We start from the raw sequence: 16,841 nt of genomic DNA on the forward strand, positions 1-16,841 counted from the left end.
GCGCGCTATCACCGCGTCCGCCGTGGCAGCCAGTCCGGGACGGAGAAGCCGACGCCCCTCCGGACCCGTGGTCCGGAGGGGCGTGGTGACGTGCTGACTTATGCGCTGACGTGCTGGTTCTGCCGGCTGTTCGTGGCCGGCTCGGCCGAGCCGCGGCTGTCGAGGTCGCGCAGGTGCGACTCGAGGTAGGACCGCAGCCGGGTGCGGTACTCGCGCTCGAAGGTGCGCAGCTCCTCGACCTTGCGGTCCAGGCTCGCCCGCTTCTCCTCCAGCGAGCCCATCGCCTCGACGTGCTTGCGCTCGGCGTCCTGGGCCAGCGCGGTCGCCTTGGCGCGCGCCTCGCGCTCCATCGTGTCGGCCCGGGTGCGGGCGTCGCCCAGCATCGAGTCGGCGCGGTTCTTGGCCTCGGTGACCATCTGCTCGCTCTTGGCCCGCGCCTCGGACAGCATCCGGTCGCTGGTGCTCTTGGCGCTGCCGACCATCTGGTCGGCCTGGGCCTTGGCCTCACCGACGTGCCGCTCGGCCGTCTCGGTGGCCAGGGCCAGCATGCGGGAGGCGCGGATGGCCTCGTCCTCGCGGACGGCCGACGGCGTCATCTGCGTCTGCGCCGGCGGGGGCGGCGGGGCCGCGACCGTCATCGGCGCGGACTCGGGGCGCTCCTCGCGCGGGGCGGCAGCCTGCCCGCCACCGGAGGCCCGCAGGTCGTTGTTCTCCTCGATCAGGCGGGCCAGCTCGGCCTCGACGACGTCGAGGAAGGCGTCGACCTCGTCCTCGTCGTAGCCGCGCTTGCCGATCGGCGGCTTCTTGAAGACGACGTTGTGCACGTCGGCGGGAGTCAGTGGCATGCGGCTCACCTCAGGTCGGACGGGAGGAACAGAGACAGGCGCGGACCGGCGGCGAGCCGCTGGGGCGCCACGCCCCGCTCCGGCTGGGAACGCGAGGTCACAGGGAGTAGGCCAGGTTGGTCAGCAGGCTCCGCAGCAGGATCACGGCGATCAGGAGCACCATAAACCCCAGGTCCAGGCGGATCGTCCCGAGGTTCAGCGGTGGGATGACCTTGCGCACGGCCTTCAGCGGCGGGTCTGTCGTCGCGTAGACGACCTCCAGGCCGGCCGCGACCAGACCCTGCGGGCGCCAGCTCCGGGCCAGCACCATCACCCAGTCCACGACGAACCGGGCGAACAGCAGGATCAGGAACACGAGCAGGACCGAGGAGATGATCTGCAGAAGGAGAGCCACGGTCCTCGATCGTTCGGGCACCCGTGCGCGGGGCGCGCAGGTGCGGCGGGTCAGGACTGACTGAAGAAGCCGCCCTCGCGGATCCGGGCCTTGTCCTCAGCCGTCACGTCCACGTCCTGCGGGCTGAGCAGGAACACCTTGGCCGTGACCCGCTCGATACTACCGTGCAGGCCGAACGTGAGGCCGATGGCGAAGTCGACGAGTCGCTTCGCGTCGGCGTGCTCCATGTCGGTCAGGTTCATGATCACCGGCATGCCGTCGCGGAACCGCTCGCCGATGGTGCGCGCCTCGTTGTAGGAGGCGGGGTGCACCGTGGTGATCCGGTAGCCCTTGGGCTTCGGCTCGGGCGCCGGCGTGGGAGCGGGGGCCGGCTCGGGCTCGGCGGCGACGGGCTCGCTCATCGCCAGGCCGGCGGCACCCGACGTCCCCCCGGACAGGCCGATCGGGGCCCGACCGCGGCCGGCGGAGGCGCTGATCCCGGAGCCGCCGGCGGCGCTGAGCCCACCGCCCAGACGGGAGGCGGCCGTGCTGCCCGCGGGGCTGCCGGCGAGGCCGAGGGTGCGCGGGGTCGCCGGGCGGCGACCGAGGGAGACCTCGGGCTCGGGCACCCGGTCCTCGACCCGCTCCTCGGCGCGCTCGCCGGCCGGGTAGTCGGTGTCGTAGCCGGAGGCCCCGTAGCCGCTGCCGTAGCCGTAGCGGTCGCCGCCGGCCGGCGTCGCCGGGTCGTCGACGTAGTCGGTCGCGGCGTAGCGGTCGTAGCCCCGGTCGTAGCCGTGGTCGTCGTAGCCGCGGTCGGCGTACTCGTGGTCGCTCTGCCGCGCGGCGTAGCGGTCGTAACCGCCCCGGGCGTCGTCGTCCTCGACGAGGCCCAGGTAGACCCCCATCCTCCTCATGGCTCCGGCCATCGGACGTCTCCCTCTGGTCTCGTCGCAGGACGACTCGTGGTGCGGACGGCCGGTCGGCGGGGCCGACCGGTGGTGCGGGTGGTGCTGGTGTGACTACCGCGGGCGCACGGGTCCTGCGGCGGTCGGTCCCTCGGAGGCTAGGGGGCGCGCGCCGAACAACGCGGTACCGACACGCACCACGGTGGCCCCAGCTGCCACAGCAGCCTCCAGGTCGCCGCTCATGCCTGCCGATGTCTCCGATGCGGTGGGGTGGGCGGCGCGGACCCGGGCACCGATCTCGGCCAGCCGGGCGAACGCCGGCGCGGGGTCCTCCCCGCGCGGCGCGACGGCCATGAGGCCGCGCAGCCGGAGCCCCCCGGCCGCGGCCACGGCGTCGGCCAGCCCCGGGACGTCGCCGGGTGCGGCCCCGCCGCGCCCGCCGAGCTCGCCCTCGGGGCCACCGAGGTCGACCTGGACATAGACGTCCACGACCCGGTCGGCCCGCTCGGCGGCCCGGTCCAGCGCCTCCACCAGCGGCGGCCGGTCGACGGAGTGCACGGTCGCACCCAGCCGGACGACGGCGGCTGCCTTGTTGCGCTGCAGCTGGCCGACCAGGTGCCAGCGCAGGTCCGGCAGGTCGGCGAGCTCGGCCGCCTTGCTGCTGAGCTCCTGCACCCGGTTCTCCGCGAAGTGCCGCTGCCCCAGCGCGGCGAGCGCGCGGACGTCCGCGGCCGGCCAGGTCTTGCTCACCGCGAGCAGCCGGACCTCGGCCGGGTCGCGCCCGGCCGCCCTCGCCGCGGCGTCGATCCGCGCCCGCACCGCACGCAGGTTCTCGCCCAACGAGCTCATGGGCCGATCCTCCCCTGCCGGTGACGCGCGACCTCCGTGCAGGGGTCCGGGTTCAGCCGAGCCAGACGATGCCGGCCTGGCGGCCGGTGACCCTGTCGCGGCGGTGGCTGAACAGCCGGGGGTCCTCCACCGTGCAGCGCGGGTCGTGCACGACCTGCCGGACGCCGGCCCCGCGCAGCACCTCGGCGATGCCGGCCCGCAGGTCCAGCCCCGGCGTCCCCGTCCGGGTGCGGACCGCGCTCGCCGGGGCGACCCGGGCGACCTCGGCCTGCATCTGGACGGGCACCTCGTAGTCCAGGCCGCAGACCGCGGGGCCGAGCAGCGCCTCGACGTCCGCAGGCCGCGCGCCGAGCCGGGTCATGGCCGCCAGGGCGGCGGGCACGACGCCGCGCCGGACGCCCTTCCGCCCGCGATGCCCGGTCGGCAACGAGACCGGCGACCCGGGGGGTCCAGCAGCACCGGGACGCAGTCGGCGACCAGCACGCACAGCACCAGGCCGGGGGTGGCCGTGACGAGCGCGTCGACGTCGGCCACCGGGTTCTCCTCGGCGTCCTCCACGATCGCGACCCCGGTGCCGTGCACCTGGGTCATCCAGACCACCTGGTCCCCGGCGACGCCGAGCTCAGCGGCGAGCCGGTCGCGGTTCGCGGCGACGTCCGCCGGGTCGTCGCCGACGTGCCCGCCGAGGTTGAACGAGTCGTACGGGGACGAGGAACGGCCGCCCCGCCGGTCGGTGACGACCCGCCGGGGTCGCACCGCCGGCGGAGCGGCCGGACCGTCACTCACTGGACGCGACGTGCTGGAACGGCCCCTCTGCAGGGACCCGGGGCGAGCTTGCGAGTCCCGGGGGGCAGAGGGGTCCTTTCACTGGGAGCGGAGGAACTCGGGGATGTCGAGCTCCTCCTCGAAGTCCTCCGAGGCCAGCGGACGGCGGGTGCCGTTGCCCGGCCCGGCGATGGGCGGCAGCGGCGGCACGGTGATGCCGCCGCCCTGCGGCGCGACGCCGGGCTGGCCCGGGCGGGGTGCCGCCGGGGACGCCTGGGTGGTGGGCGCGGCCGCCGTGGGGGCCGGCGAGACGAGCCGCTCGCCGGTCTGCGCCGGGACGGACGGCCGCGGGGCGGCCGGCGCGACCGGGGCAGCGGCGACCGGTGCCGGGGCCGGCGGAGCAGCCGGGGCGACCGACGTGACCGCGGCGTCCTTGCGCTGACCGGGCTTGCCCTGGTCGAAGCCGGCCGCGATGACCGTCACCCGCACCTCGTCGCCGAGGGCGTCGTCGATGACGGCCCCGAAGATGATGTTGGCGTCGGGGTGCGCGGCGTCGGAGACCAGCGAGGCGGCCTCGTTGATCTCGAACAGGCCCAGGTCCGAGCCGCCGGAGATCGACAGCAGGACGCCGTGGGCGCCCTCCATCGAGGCCTCCAGCAGCGGGCTGGCGATCGCCTGCTCGGCGGCGAGCAGGGCGCGGTTGTCACCGCGCGCGCTGCCGATGCCCATCAGCGCCGAGCCCGCACCGGACATGACCGACTTGACGTCGGCGAAGTCCAGGTTGATCAGGCCGGGGGTGGTGATCAGGTCGGTGATGCCCTGGACGCCGGAGAGGAGCACCTGGTCGGCGGTCCGGAAGGCGTCCATCACGCTGACGTTCCGGTCGCCCAGCTGCAGCAGCCGGTCGTTCGGGATCACGATCAGCGTGTCGCACTCGTTGCGCAGCTCCTCGATGCCCGACTCGGCCTGGACCGCCCGCCGCTTCCCCTCGAAGGAGAACGGACGGGTGACCACGCCGATGGTCAGGGCGCCGAGCTTCCGCGCGATGGAGGCGACGACGGGTGCGCCACCGGTGCCGGTGCCACCGCCCTCGCCCGCCGTCACGAAGACCATGTCGGCGCCCTTGAGCACCTCCTCGATCTCCTCGCGGTGGTCCTCTGCGGCCTGCCGGCCGACATCGGGCTGCGCGCCCGCGCCCAGGCCGCGGGTGAGCTCACGGCCGACGTCGAGCTTGACGTCCGCGTCGCTCATCAGCAGTGCCTGTGCGTCGGTGTTGATCGCGATGAACTCGACCCCCTTGAGGCCGACCTCGATCATGCGATTGACCGCGTTCACCCCGCCGCCGCCGATGCCGACGACCTTGATGACCGCGAGGTAGTTGTGCGGAGGTGTCATGCTGCGCTCCCCAACTGGACCCTCATCCTCAGGTTAAGCCTTATAGTTATGTCAACTACGTCCGTGTGAGGACGAAGTTAGGTGCGCCCTCATCGGGCAGCAAGCACCCTCTCCGGGTCGGCGTGTCCATCGGGCGGAGTCGCACCAGAACCCGTCGACCCGTCTGTCACATCCGGCTCACGAGCCGTGACGACATGCCAGGCCACGGTCTCATGCCCGGGTGGAGACGTCCGCAGGCACGTCCGTCGGTGCGACGCAGCGCACGTCGAGACTCTTTTCTGCCCGGGCGTGTCGGCGCGCCGCCCACCGGGGACGCCGGTGAGCTGCTCCCGCTCAGCTCCGGGGCACCCGCCCGAGCAGGTGGAACTCCTCGTTCGGCGGCACGGCGGCCCAGTGGACGAGGCGGTTGGACAGCGCGAACAGCGCGACGATCGCGCCGACGTCCCACACGTCGTCCTGGGTGAGGCCGTGCCCGCGCAGCGCGTCCTGCTCCTGCGCGGTCACCGACACCGGGTCGACGGCGAGCCGGACGCCGACCTCCACCACCGCCCGCAGCCGCGGCGACAGCGGCGCCTTCCGCCAGTCGACGGCCACCTGGTCGGCCAGGTACCGGTCCCGCGCGCGGATCCGGACCAGGGCGCCGTGGGCCACCACGCAGTAGAGGCAGCTGTTGGCCGCGCTGGTGGCCACCACCAGCACCTCGCGGTCGGCCTGGGTGAGCCCCGGGGTGTCCTTGTCCATCAGGGCGTCGTGCAGCGCGAAGAAGGCCCGCGCCTCGTCGGGGCGCCAGGCGAGCGCGGCGAAGACGTTGGGCAGGAAGCCGCTCTTGTCGGCGACCTCGGTGAAGCGCGCCTGCAGGTCCGGGGGCAGCTCGGCCAGCGGGACGACGGGGAATCGGCTGATCGGGGGCTCGGTCACCCGGTCACTCTGCCGCACCTCGCGTGGCTTGTCGGCCCCGCTGCAGGGGCCCGCCGCGAGCTCGCGAGCGGTGGGGGGCAGCGGGGTCCTTCCTCACCGCAGGACGACGGAGTCCGGGGTGCTGACGTCGAGGGTGCCGGCGGGGTCGAGCGTCCCGGCGTCGATCTGGTCGAGCAGCGCGCCGAGCACCTCGGCCTTCCGGTCGGTCTGGGCCGCGCTCCCCCACAGCACCGACCGGCCGTCGGTGAGGGTCAGGGTGACGGCGTCCGGGCTGGTGGCGGCCACGCCGGTCACCTGGTCGCGCACGTCCGGCGGCAGCGCGGTCAGCGCCCCGAGCGCAGCGGTGGTCGCCGCGTCGTCCGGACCGGGGTCCGGCACGTCGAGCGGGACGACGCCGTCCGGCGGGGTGCCGGTGATCGTCTCGAACACCACGCCCTCGGCGTCCACCAGCCGGCGCGTGCCCCCGTCGGTGACCACCGCCACCGGCACCCGCTCGGCCAGCGTCACGACCACCGTGCGGGGCCAGCCCCGGGTGACCTCGACCGAGGCGACCTGCGGGAGCGCGGCGACCCGGGCGGCCGCGGCCGCGGTGTCGACCCGCGCCAGCGGCGTGCCCGCGGCGATGCCGGCCACCTGGACCACCTGCTCCGCGGAGAGCCGCGCCTCGCCGTCGACCTGGACCGTGCGGACCGCGAAGACCGGGCTGCCCAGCACCACCCAGGCGAGGACGCCGACGACCAGCACGGCCGCGCCCAGCGCGACGAGCGCCCGCCGGCCCGGGTGGGCCGGGCGCCGCGACCGGCGCCGGCGGGGGCGCAGCGGGGTGACCGGGGACGGGGTGTCCCCGCCCGTGCCGCCGCCCCGCCGTCCGCCCCGGGCGCGGTCGCGGGTCGTCGCGGCGCGGCTCACCGCGCCGGCCCCGACCCGTCCCCGTGCGGCGGCTCGACCCCCTCGTCGGGCTCGCTGAGCGCGGCCAGGACCTCGGGGCCGACCATCGACACGTCGCCGGCGCCCATGGTGACCACCAGGTCGCCGGGGCGGGCGCGGGCGGCCATCGCCGGTGCGGCGGCCGACCAGGACGGTTCGTAGGCGACCGCGTCGGCCGGCAGCGGCACCGCGTCGGCGACCAGCGCGCCGGTCACGCCGGGCACCGGGTCCTCGCGGGCACCGTAGACCTCCATCACCACGACCTGGTCGGCCAGGCCCAGCGCCTCGCCGAAGCCGGTGGCGAACTGCGCGGTCCGGCTGTAGAGGTGCGGCTGGAAGAGCACCAGCAGCCGCCCCGACCCGGTGACCGCGCGGGCCGCCCGCAGCTGCGCGGCGACCTCGGTGGGGTGGTGGGCGTAGTCGTCGTAGACCCGGACGCCGGCGGCGACGCCCTTGAGCTCGAACCGCCGGTGCACGCCGCCGAACCGGCCCAGCCCGCCGATCAGGCCGGCCGCGGGGAGCCCGAGCTCGAGCCCGGCCAGCAGCGCCGCGGCGCTGTTGAGCGCCATGTGCGCCCCGGGCAGCCGGATGTGCACCTCGCCGAGGGACTGCCCGTCGAGGACGGCGGTGTACCGCGTCCCGTCCGGTGCCACCCGCAGGTCCAGCAGCTGCAGGTCCGCCCCCGGCTGCAGGCCGTAGGTCCGCAGCCGCACCGGGGTGCCCGCCGCCACGCCGGCCAGCCGGGCCGCACCCGGGTCGTCGGCGCAGAGCACCAGGAACCCGTCGTCGGCGACGGTGCGCACGAAGGCGTCGAAGGCCGCCTCGACCGCGGCCAGGTCGCCGTAGTTGTCCAGGTGGTCGGCCTCGACGTTGGTGACGATCGCCCCGTGCGGGGCCAGCAGCAGGAACGACCGGTCGCTCTCGTCGGCCTCGGCCAGGAAGACGTCGCCCTGGCCGGCGTGGGCGTTGGAGCCGGACTCGTTGAGGGTGCCGCCGATGGCGAACGACGGGTCGACGCCGCAGGCCTGCACGGCGACGGTGAGCATCGACGTCGTCGAGGTCTTGCCGTGGGTGCCGGCCACCGCGACGCTGCGCCGTCCGGCCATCACCGCGGCCAGCGCGACCGCCCGGGGCACCACCCGCAGCCCCCGCTCGCGGGCCGCGACCAGCTCGGGGTTCTCCGCGCGGATCGCGGTGGAGACCACGACGGTCGCCGCGTCGCCGAGGTGCTCGGCGTCGTGGCCGACCTCCACCCGGGCGCCGAGCGCGGCGAGCCCGCGCATCGCCGGGGAGTCCCGGCGGTCGGTGCCCGACACCCGCAGGCCGCGGGCGAGCATGATCCGCGCGATGCCGCTCATCCCGGCGCCGCCGATGCCGATGAAGTGCACCGCGCCGAGGTCCTCGAGGGCGGGGATCGGGTCCTTCCACGCCGCCACGTCCGCGGCGCTCATCGCGACACCACCTCGAGCACCATGTCCGCGAGTCGCTCGTCGGCGTCGGGGGTGCCGGCCGCCGCGGCGTTGGCGGCCAGCGCGGCCAGCGCCGCCGGGTCGGTGAGCAGCGGCACCAGGTTCTCCGTCACCCACGCCGGGGTGAGCTCGGCGTCGTCGACCAGCAGCCCTCCCCCGGCCTCGACCACCGGCAGCGCGTTGAGCCGCTGCTCGCCGTTGCCGATCGGCAGCGGGACGAACGCCCCGGGCAGCCCGACCGCGGAGAGCTCGGCGACGGTGACCGCCCCCGACCGGCACAGCGCCAGGTCCGCGGCGGCGTAGGCGAGGTCCATCCGCTCCAGGTAGTCCACGACCACGTAGGGCGCGGCGCCGGCCGGCCGGGGCGGGACGGTGACGTCGGTGTTCCTCGGCCCGCGGGCGTGCAGCACCTGCACCCCGGCGGCGGTGAGCGCGTCAGCGGCGGCGACCGCGGCCCGGTTCAGCGAGGCGGCGCCCTGCGACCCGCCGAAGACCAGCAGCGTCGGGCGGTCGGCGTCCAGGCCGAAGGCGGCCCGGGCCTCGGCGCGCAGGCCGGCCCGGTCGAGGTGGCTGATCGAGGGGCGCAGCGGCATGCCGACGTGCTCACCGGCGTGCAGCGGGGTGCCGGGCGTGCTCACCGCCACCCGGGCGGCCAGCCGCGCGCCGACCCGGTTGGCCAGGCCGGGGAGCGGGTTGCCCTCGTGCACGACGACCGGCACCCCGGCGCGGCGGGCGGCGAGGTAGGCGGGCAGCGCGACGTAGCCGCCGAACCCGACCAGCACGTCGGCGCCGAGCCCGGTGAGCAGCGCGCGGGTCTCGGCGACCGCGCGCCAGACCCGGGCGGGCACCCGGAGCAGGTCCGGCGTGGGCCTGCGCGGCAGCGGGACCGGCGGGATCAGCCGCAGGTCGTAGCCGCGGGCCGGCACCAGCCGGGTCTCCAGCCCGCGGGCGGTGCCCAGGCAGGTGACCTGCACGGCGGGGCCGCCGCCGGGGGCGGTGCGGCGGGTGAGCGCGTCGGCGAGGGCGAGCATCGGCTCGATGTGCCCGGCGGTGCCGCCGCCGGCGAGCACGACGTGCACGGGCCGGGGCACGGGCAGGGCAGCGGCGGCCGAGGGCTCAGCCGCTCCGGGCGTGCCTGGGGCGGGCTGGGGGTGGGTCACTGCAGACGTCCTGGCCGTTCCGTTCTCGGGGGGTGGGGCCGCGTCGCCGGCCGGACCCGCGCAGCGGGCGGCTCACCGGACCGCGGGCGTTCGCGGGGCACGTCCCGGAGGACGGGCACCGCGGGGGGCACGGGCCGGTTGCGGACGGAGGGGCGGTCACCGGCGTTCGGCCGGCCGGGGACAGTCTGCCGCTCCGGAGCCCGCCGCCGCTCGTCCGGGGTGCCCCGCCGCGGGTCGGGCCACCGGCGGGGCGGGGGCGCCCCGGCCCGGCCGCGACCGGCACCGGGGTCGGGCACCCGGGTCACCGTCCGCCCGTCGTGCCGCTCGGGACGGCGGACCGGCCCCAGGTCGCGCCCGGGGTCGGCACCCCGGCGGCCGCGCCGGCGGCGGGGCGGCGGCACCGGGTCGACGGCGGTCGGCGGGACCGGGAGCAGCAGCCGGGCGAGCCGGCCGCGCGGCTGGCTGCGCTGGAAGGCGATCGCCGCGGGCTCGGCCCGGGCGAACCGGGCGAGCAGCCCGATCACGAACAGGGTGAGCACCAGCGACGTCCCGCCGGCCGAGATCAGCGGCAGGGTGACCCCGGTGACCGGCAGCAGCCCCACGACGTAGCCCATGTTCATGGTGGCCTGGCCGATCAGCCAGACGGTGATGGCGATGCTGGCGAGCTGGATGAACCGGTCGGTCGAGCGGCGGGCGATCCGGAAGCCGGCCCAGCCGAGGATGGCGTACAGGCAGACGACGACCAGGCAGCCGAGGAAGCCGAGCTCCTCGCCGATGATCGCGAAGATGTAGTCGGACTCGGCGTGCGGCAGCAGGTTCCACTTCATCGCGCTGTTGCCCAGCCCGACGCCCCAGAAGCCGCCGGTGGCCAGCGCGTACAGCCCGTGGCAGGCCTGGTAGCCGCTGTCGCTGACGTCGGCGCAGGGGTCGATGAAGCCGGTGACCCGGGCCATCCGGTACGGCGCGAGGACGACCATCAGCGCGACCACGACCCCGACCGCCAGCACGGCGACCCCGACCCAGCGGCGGGACAGCCCACCGGCCCACATCAGCCCGGCGACGACCAGCAGCAGGCTGACCACCGCGCCCATGTCCGGCTCGGCGAGGAGCAGCAGGCTCATCAGCAGGAAGACCGGCAGCACCGGCACCAGCAGCGACCTCGTCGTCAGGTACTTCTCCCGGACGGCGATGACGTGCGCGCCCCACAGCGCGAAGACCAGCTTGGCCAGCTCGGAGGGCTGGAAGTTGGTGAACCCCAGGTTGAACCAGGCGCGGGCACCGTTGAGCTCCAGGCTGACCCCGGGGATGGGCACCAGCACCAGCGCCAGCAGCCCGAAGACCACCAGCATCCCCGGGCCCGACCACCGGCGGAGCCGGCCGATCGGCAACCGCAGCGCCACCAGCATGCCGAGCAGCCCGACCAGGGCGAACCCGATCTGGCGCACGCCGGGCAGCCAGGCCGGCTGGCCGGCCTTGGCGGCCTCGATCGAGGACGCGGAGAAGACCATCACCAGGCCGACGACCAGCAGCAGGCCGGCCGAGCCGAGCACCAGGTGCGAGCTGGTCATCGGGCCGTCCAGCCAGGCCGGTCCGCGCCAGCGCACGCCGCCGCCGGTGCGCGCGCCGCCCGGCGACGGGCGGGCCGCCCGGCGCTCGCGCGTGCTGGCGGTCACCGGGTCAGCCCAGCGCGCGGACCGCGTCGGCGAAGGCCCGGCCGCGGTGCGCGTAGTCGGTGAAGACGTCCATCGAGGCGGCGGCGGGGGCCAGCAGCACGGTGTCGCCGGGGCGGGCCAGCCGGACGGCGGCCGCCACGACCTCACGCATCACCCGGTCCCCGTCCGTCACATCCGCCACGCCCCCATCGTCGCCGCTGGGGACCACGGTGCGCGGGACCGACGGGGCGTGTCGCGCCAGCGACCTGGCCAGCTGCTCCCGGTCGCGGCCCAGCAGCACCACCCCGGCCAGCCGCGGGGCGACCGCGGCGACCAGCGGGTCGACGTCGGCGCCCTTGAGCAGACCGCCGGCGATCCACACCACCCGCGGGTAGGCGGCCAGCGAGGCGCCGGCGGCGTGCGGGTTGGTCGCCTTGCTGTCGTCGACGAAGTCCACGCCGTTGACGGTGCCGACCAGGACGTTGCGGTGCGCCCCGCCGCGGAACCGGGACAGGCCAGCACCGATGGCCGCGGCGTCGACCCCGGCGACCCGGGCCAGCGCCGCCGCGGCGAGCGCGTTGACGGTGTTGTGCGGGCCGCGCACCTGCAGCGCGTCGGTCTCCACCAGCACCTCCCCGGCCGGGCTGGCGCTGAACGCCCGGTCGACGAGTGCGCCGGCCCGCACCCCGAGCTGGCCGGGCTCCGGTTCCCCGAGGGTGACGGTGACCGGGTGCCGGTGCCGGGCGACCAGCGAGGCCGCCACCGGGTTGCCCGCGTCGGCGACGGCCACCCCGGCCAGCCGCAGCAGCTGGGCCTTGGCGTCCCGGTAGGCGTCGAACGAGCCGTGCCAGTCGACGTGGTCGTCGGCGACGTTGAGCACGCAGGCCCCCGCCGGGGCGATCGAGGAGGACCAGTGCAGCTGGAAGCTGGACAGCTCGACGGCGATGGCGTCGTAGGCGGCCCGGCCGTCGGCGTCCCGGGCGGTGACGACCTCGACCAGCGGCCGGCCGACGTTGCCCGCCGCGACCGCCCGCAGACCCCCGGCCTGCAGCACGGACTCCAGCATGGTGACGGTGGTGGTCTTGCCGTTGGTGCCGGTGACGGCGTACCAGGGCGCGGGTGCCCCGCCGTCCGGTCCGGGGACGCGCAGCCGCCAGGCGAGCTCGGGCTCGCCGATGACCTCCAGCCCGCGGTCGGCCGCCGCCCGCAGCAGCGGGTGGTCCGGCCGCCAGCCCGGGGAGGTGACGACCAGGTCGACGTCCTCGGGCGGGGCGGTCAGCGGACCCAGCCAGCGCGCACCGGCGGCGACCAGTTCGGCCAGCACGGCGGGCTCCGCGGCGTCGGTGAGGACGACGTCGTCGCCCCGGCCGAGCAGCACCCGGGCCGCCGCGGCACCGGAGATGCCGAGGCCCGCCACCAGCACGGTCACGTCACAGCCCCGCGAAGGAGAGCCAGTCGGCGTAGAACAGCCCGATCCCGAACGCAACGGCCATCCCGGTCACCAGCCAGAAGCGCACGATCACCGTGTTCTCCGTCCAGCCGGCCAGCTCGAAGTGGTGGTGCAGCGGCGCCATCCGGAACACCCGCCGCCGGGTGGCCCGGAAGAACGCCACCTGGATGACCACCGACAGCGTGACGGCCACGAACAGCCCGCCGAGCACGACCAGCAGCAGCTCGGTGCGGGTGACGATGGCGAGCCCCGACATCAGCCCGCCGAGCGCCAGCGAGCCGGTGTCGCCCATGAAGATCCGGGCCGGGGAGGTGTTCCACCACAGGAAGCCCAGGCAGGCGCCCATCGCCGCCGCGGCGACCAGGGTGACGTCCAGCGGGTCGCGCACGGTGTAGCAGCCGTCGGTGGCCAGCACCGAGCTGCAGTCGTGCCCGAACTGCCAGAACGAGATGATCACGTAGGAGGAGAAGACCATCGCCGAGCAGCCGGCGGCCAGGCCGTCCAGGCCGTCGGTGAGGTTCACCGCGTTGGAGAACCCGGCGATGAACAGGTAGGCGACCGCGATGAACAGGAACGTCGGCAGCACCAGCGGCTCGATGTCGCGGACGAAGGAGATCGCGGTGGTGGCCACCGCCGTCCCGCCGTCGTCCTCGACCAGCGCGAGCACCGCGAAGGTCACCCCGATGACCAGCTGGCCGACGAGCTTGGCGGTCTTGTTCAGCCCCAGGCTGCGCCGGTAGCGGATCTTCAGGTAGTCGTCGAGGAAGCCGACGGTGCCCAGCCCGACCATCAGGAACAGCAGCAGCAGACCCGTCGAGCTGACCCCGCGCCCGTCCTGGTCGATGAGGAAGAGGTGGGCCACCAGGTAGCCCAGCACCGTGGCCAGCACCATGACGGTGCCGCCCATGGTGGGCGTGCCCTTCTTCGACAGGTGGCTCTCCGGGCCGTCGTCCCGGATCTCCTGGCCGAAGCCGTGCTGGCGGAACGCCTTGATCGCCAGCGGGGTCACCAGGATCGACACGATCAGCCCGACGGCCGCCGCGATCAGGACCGACTTCACGAGGCGGCCCCGTCGGCCAGCAGGTCGGCGGCCAGCCGCTCCAGCCCGTAGGACCGCGAGGCCTTCACCAGGACGACGTCGTCGGCGCCGAGCTCCGCGGTCAGCAGCCGCAGGGCCGCCTCCCTGTCCGGCACGTGCTGCACGCTGTCCAGCGCTCCGTCCTCCTGTCCGTGTCCTCCCCCGTCCCGCGCCGAACGCTCGGCGAGGGCCCCGGTGTGCACACCGACCGCGTCCGGGCCGACGGAGACCAGCAGGTCCACCCCGGCGCGCACCACGTCCCGGCCCAGCCGGTCGTGCTCGGCGTCCGCCTCCGCCCCCAGCTCGCCCATGGCGCCCAGCACCGCGACCCGGCGCCGTCCGGGCAGCCGGGTCAGCGCGGCGAGCGCCGCCCGCATCGACTCGGGGTTGGCGTTGTAGGCGTCGTTGACCACGGTCACGCCATCGGCGCGCCGGGTGACCTCCATCCGCCACCGGCTGCGCGGCCCGGCGGCCGACAGCGCGGCGGCCACCGCACCGGGGCTCATGCCGGCGGCCAGCGCGGCGGCGGCGGCCGACAGCGCGTTGGCCACCTGGTGGGCGCCGACGACCTGCAGCGCGACCGGGTGCTCCTCACCGCCGGCGACCAGGGTGAACCGGGCCCGGGCGGCGTCGTCGAGGTCGACGTCGGCGGCCCGGACGTCGGCGTCGGCGCCCAGCCCGGTGGTGACCACCCGGGCCGTGGTGCGCGGGGCCATGCCGAGCACCCGCGGGTCGTCGGCGTTGAGCACGGCGGTGCCCTCGGCGGGCAGCGCCTCGACCAGCTCGCCCTTGCTCTGGGCGATGACCTCGGCGCTGCCGAACTCGCCGAGGTGCGCGGAGCCGACGTTGAGCACCACGCCGATGTCCGGGCGGGCGACGCGGCACAGCCGGGCGATGTGCCCGGGGCCGCGCGCGCCCATCTCCAGCACCAGCGACCGGGTGGCGGGGTCGGCGCTGAGCACGGTCAGCGGCAGGCCGATGTCGTTGTTGAAGGAGCCCTCCGGGCTCACCGTCGGGCCGGCCGCGGCCAGCACCTGGCCGAGCAGGTCCTTGGTCGAGGTCTTGCCCGAGGAGCCGGTGATCCCGACGGTCACCAGGCCGCCCTCGACCAGCCGGCGGTGCACCGCGCCGGCCAGCCGGCCCAGCGCCTCGACCGGGTCGGGGACGACGACGACCGGCAGCCCGGGCTCGGGCCGGGTGGCCAGCGCACCGGCCGCACCGGCCGCGACGGCGGCGGGCAGGAAGTCCGCGCCGTCCACCCGCTCGCCCGGCAGCGCCACGAACAGGTCGCCCGGCGTCAGCGCCCGGGAGTCCGTCCGCACCGCGCCGGTGACGACGGCGGAGGGGTCCCCGGCCAGCTCGCCGCCGACGGCCGCAGCCACCTCGGCGAGGGTCAGTTCGATCATGCGTCCACCGTCCGGGCCCCGCGGCCCTGCTCGAGCACCTCGCGGAGCACGTCTCGGTCGTCGAAGGGCAGCACCCGACCCCCCACCTCCTGGCCCGTCTCGTGGCCCTTGCCGGCCACCAGCAGGGTGTCACCCGGCCGCGCCGCCGCGACGGCGGCCGCGAGGGCGGCCCGCCGGTCGCCGATCTCCAGCACCTGCGCGCGCTGCCCGGCGGGCACCTCCTCGGTGCCCGCGCGCATCGCGGCCCGGATCGCGGCGGGGTCCTCCGAGCGCGGGTTGTCGTCGGTGATCACGAGGACGTCGCTGCCGGCCGCCGCAGCGGCGCCCATCGCCGCTCGCTTGCCCGGGTCGCGGTCACCCCCACAGCCCAGCACGGTGAGCAGCCGCCCGCCCGTCGCGGCGCGCAGCGAGGCCAGCGCGGTCTGCACCGCGTCCGGGGTGTGCGCGTAGTCGACGACGGCGACGAAGGGCTGCCCGGCGTCCACCGGCTCCATCCGCCCCGGCACCACGGTGTCCGCGAGCCCGGCCAGCGCGACCTCGGGCGGGATGCCGACGGCGTCGAGCAGGGCGACGGCGAGGACGGCGTTGGCGACGTTGAAGCCGCCGGGGAGCCGGAGCCGGCCGGGCCAGCTGCGGCCGCCGGGCCCGTGCAGGGTGAACGTCGAGCCGCCGGTGCCCACCGCCGCGACGTCGCTCGCCGACCAGTCGGCGGGCGCCCCGGCGGTGCTGACGGTGACCGTTCCGGGCTCGACCAGCCGCCGGCCGGCCGGGTCGTCGACGTCGACGACCTCGACCGCGGCCCGCCCGTCGAACAGCAGCGCCTTGGCCTGGAAGTAGCTCTCCGGGTCACCGTGGAAGTCCAGGTGGTCGCGGGAGAGGTTGGTGAACCCGGCCGCGGCGAAGCGGACGCCGTTGACCCGGCCCATGACCAGCGCGTGGCTGGAGACCTCCATGACCACGGCGCGCACGCCCGAGGCCACCATCGAGGCCAGCAGCGCGTGCAGGTCCGTCGCCTCCGGGGTGGTCCGGGTGCTGGGCAGCGCGGTGGTCACCGGGGCGCCGGCCGCGTCGCGCCCGCGGGTGCGGGTCTGCACGGTGCCGATCAGCCCGCTGGTCCAGCCGGCGGCGGCCAGCCCGGCCTCGACCAGGTAGCTCGTCGTCGTCTTGCCGTTGGTACCGGTGATGCCCAGCACGGTCAGCTGCTCGCTGGGGCGGCCGTGCACCCGGGAGGCCACCGCGCCCAGCACCCCCCGCGGGTCGTCGACGACGCAGGTGGGCAGGCCGGTGGCCCGGGCCTCGGCCTCCCCGGCCGGGTCGGTGAGCACGGCGACCGCGCCGCGCGCGGCGGCGTCGGCGGCGTAGCGGGCGCCGTGGGTGCGGGCACCGGGCAGCGCGGCGTAGAGGTCGCCCGGCCCGACCGTGGTCGACGCGAGGGTCACCCCGCCGACCGGGGTGGCGGGGTCGCCCTGGACCGGCGGACCGATCAGGTCGGCCAGTTCGGCGAGGGGGAGCGGGCGGTTCCCCGCAGGCCGGGGCACCGACCCGGGCACGGTCGGACTCACGGGGCTCCAATCTACCGGCGGCGGACCCGCAGGCCCGATGACCACCGGTTCGTCCTCGTGTCGGTCGCCTGCGTCCTGCCCGGGCCG

General features: G+C 76.0%; 16 protein-coding genes. All 16 read right to left on the reverse strand.

The genetic code is table 11. The annotated features are described in order from the left end of the window. Positions 1-98: 98 nt before the first annotated feature. Positions 99-845, reverse strand: coding sequence for a DivIVA-like cell division protein Wag31 (wag31, locus tag MODMU_RS16435; RefSeq protein WP_014741441.1), 747 nt, complete (start codon positions 843-845; stop codon positions 99-101). 97 nt (positions 846-942) lie between these two features. After that, complete coding sequence (locus tag MODMU_RS16440) at positions 943-1,239, reverse strand: YggT family protein (protein ID WP_014741442.1); 297 nt, start codon at positions 1,237-1,239, stop codon at positions 943-945. Positions 1,240-1,289: 50 nt separating this feature from the next. Further along, positions 1,290-2,144: a cell division protein SepF gene (locus MODMU_RS30070; protein WP_041795357.1), complete on the reverse strand. Its 855-nt coding sequence runs from the start codon at positions 2,142-2,144 to the stop codon at positions 1,290-1,292. Between the two features lie 93 nt (positions 2,145-2,237). Next, on the reverse strand, positions 2,238-2,972 hold the full coding sequence (locus tag MODMU_RS16450) for a YggS family pyridoxal phosphate-dependent enzyme (RefSeq protein WP_014741444.1): 735 nt from the start codon (positions 2,970-2,972) through the stop codon (positions 2,238-2,240). Between the two features lie 52 nt (positions 2,973-3,024). Then, on the reverse strand, positions 3,025-3,333 hold the full coding sequence (locus MODMU_RS30075) for a laccase domain-containing protein (protein ID WP_014741445.1): 309 nt from the start codon (positions 3,331-3,333) through the stop codon (positions 3,025-3,027). Continuing rightward, on the reverse strand, positions 3,330-3,758 hold the full coding sequence (locus MODMU_RS30080; protein WP_269454028.1) for a purine nucleoside phosphorylase YfiH/LACC1 family protein: 429 nt from the start codon (positions 3,756-3,758) through the stop codon (positions 3,330-3,332). The genes MODMU_RS30075 and MODMU_RS30080 overlap by 4 nt, the downstream gene beginning before the upstream one ends. Positions 3,759-3,836: 78 nt before the next feature. Beyond that, positions 3,837-5,132: a cell division protein FtsZ gene (ftsZ, locus tag MODMU_RS16460; protein ID WP_014741447.1), complete on the reverse strand. Its 1,296-nt coding sequence runs from the start codon at positions 5,130-5,132 to the stop codon at positions 3,837-3,839. Between the two features lie 333 nt (positions 5,133-5,465). Further along, complete coding sequence (locus MODMU_RS16465) at positions 5,466-6,050, reverse strand: peroxidase-related enzyme (protein ID WP_014741448.1); 585 nt, start codon at positions 6,048-6,050, stop codon at positions 5,466-5,468. Positions 6,051-6,143: 93 nt separating this feature from the next. Then, entirely contained in the window at positions 6,144-6,959 is an 816-nt protein-coding gene (locus MODMU_RS16470; RefSeq protein WP_014741449.1) for a cell division protein FtsQ/DivIB, read from the reverse strand. Beyond that, entirely contained in the window at positions 6,956-8,428 is a 1,473-nt protein-coding gene (murC, locus tag MODMU_RS16475; RefSeq protein WP_014741450.1) for a UDP-N-acetylmuramate--L-alanine ligase, read from the reverse strand. The genes MODMU_RS16470 and murC overlap by 4 nt, the downstream gene beginning before the upstream one ends. Further along, positions 8,425-9,537 carry an undecaprenyldiphospho-muramoylpentapeptide beta-N-acetylglucosaminyltransferase gene (gene murG / locus MODMU_RS16480; protein ID WP_231851651.1) on the reverse strand — a complete coding sequence of 371 codons (1,113 nt, stop codon included), beginning with the start codon at positions 9,535-9,537 and terminating at the stop codon, positions 8,425-8,427. The genes murC and murG overlap by 4 nt, the downstream gene beginning before the upstream one ends. Before the next feature lie 65 nt (positions 9,538-9,602). Next, positions 9,603-11,279, reverse strand: coding sequence for a putative lipid II flippase FtsW (ftsW, locus tag MODMU_RS16485; protein ID WP_014741452.1), 1,677 nt, complete (start codon positions 11,277-11,279; stop codon positions 9,603-9,605). A gap of 4 nt (positions 11,280-11,283) precedes the next feature. Beyond that, positions 11,284-12,687, reverse strand: coding sequence for a UDP-N-acetylmuramoyl-L-alanine--D-glutamate ligase (gene murD, locus MODMU_RS16490; protein ID WP_014741453.1), 1,404 nt, complete (start codon positions 12,685-12,687; stop codon positions 11,284-11,286). Between the two features lies 1 nt (position 12,688). Further along, positions 12,689-13,768 carry a phospho-N-acetylmuramoyl-pentapeptide-transferase gene (gene mraY, locus MODMU_RS16495; RefSeq protein ID WP_014741454.1) on the reverse strand — a complete coding sequence of 360 codons (1,080 nt, stop codon included), beginning with the start codon at positions 13,766-13,768 and terminating at the stop codon, positions 12,689-12,691. Then, positions 13,765-15,192 (reverse strand): UDP-N-acetylmuramoyl-tripeptide--D-alanyl-D-alanine ligase, encoded by a 1,428-nt coding sequence (locus MODMU_RS16500; RefSeq protein WP_014741455.1) that lies wholly within the window; start codon positions 15,190-15,192, stop codon positions 13,765-13,767. Before MODMU_RS16500 ends, mraY begins: the two co-directional genes overlap by 4 nt. Continuing rightward, a complete protein-coding gene (locus MODMU_RS16505; RefSeq protein ID WP_014741456.1) occupies positions 15,189-16,754 on the reverse strand; it encodes a UDP-N-acetylmuramoyl-L-alanyl-D-glutamate--2,6-diaminopimelate ligase in 1,566 nt (521 codons plus the stop codon). Before MODMU_RS16505 ends, MODMU_RS16500 begins: the two co-directional genes overlap by 4 nt. Between the last annotated feature and the right edge of the window lie 87 nt (positions 16,755-16,841).

It is taken from the genome of Modestobacter italicus, assembly GCF_000306785.1.
Classification (GTDB): Bacteria; Actinomycetota; Actinomycetes; order Mycobacteriales; family Geodermatophilaceae; genus Modestobacter; species Modestobacter italicus.

What these genes read in the sequence shown, in the direction of transcription:
- wag31 (WP_014741441.1), bottom strand. Translation starts at nt 845, where the DNA reads ATGCCACTGACTCCCGCCGACGTGCACAACGTCGTCTTCAAGAAGCCG.
- MODMU_RS30070 (WP_041795357.1), bottom strand. Translation starts at nt 2,144, where the DNA reads ATGGCCGGAGCCATGAGGAGGATGGGGGTCTACCTGGGCCTCGTCGAG.
- MODMU_RS16450 (WP_014741444.1), bottom strand. Translation starts at nt 2,972, where the DNA reads ATGAGCTCGTTGGGCGAGAACCTGCGTGCGGTGCGGGCGCGGATCGAC.
- MODMU_RS30075 (WP_014741445.1), bottom strand. Translation starts at nt 3,333, where the DNA reads ATGACCCGGCTCGGCGCGCGGCCTGCGGACGTCGAGGCGCTGCTCGGC.
- ftsZ (WP_014741447.1), bottom strand. Translation starts at nt 5,132, where the DNA reads ATGACACCTCCGCACAACTACCTCGCGGTCATCAAGGTCGTCGGCATC.
- murC (WP_014741450.1), bottom strand. Translation starts at nt 8,428, where the DNA reads ATGAGCGCCGCGGACGTGGCGGCGTGGAAGGACCCGATCCCCGCCCTC.
- MODMU_RS16500 (WP_014741455.1), bottom strand. Translation starts at nt 15,192, where the DNA reads ATGATCGAACTGACCCTCGCCGAGGTGGCTGCGGCCGTCGGCGGCGAG.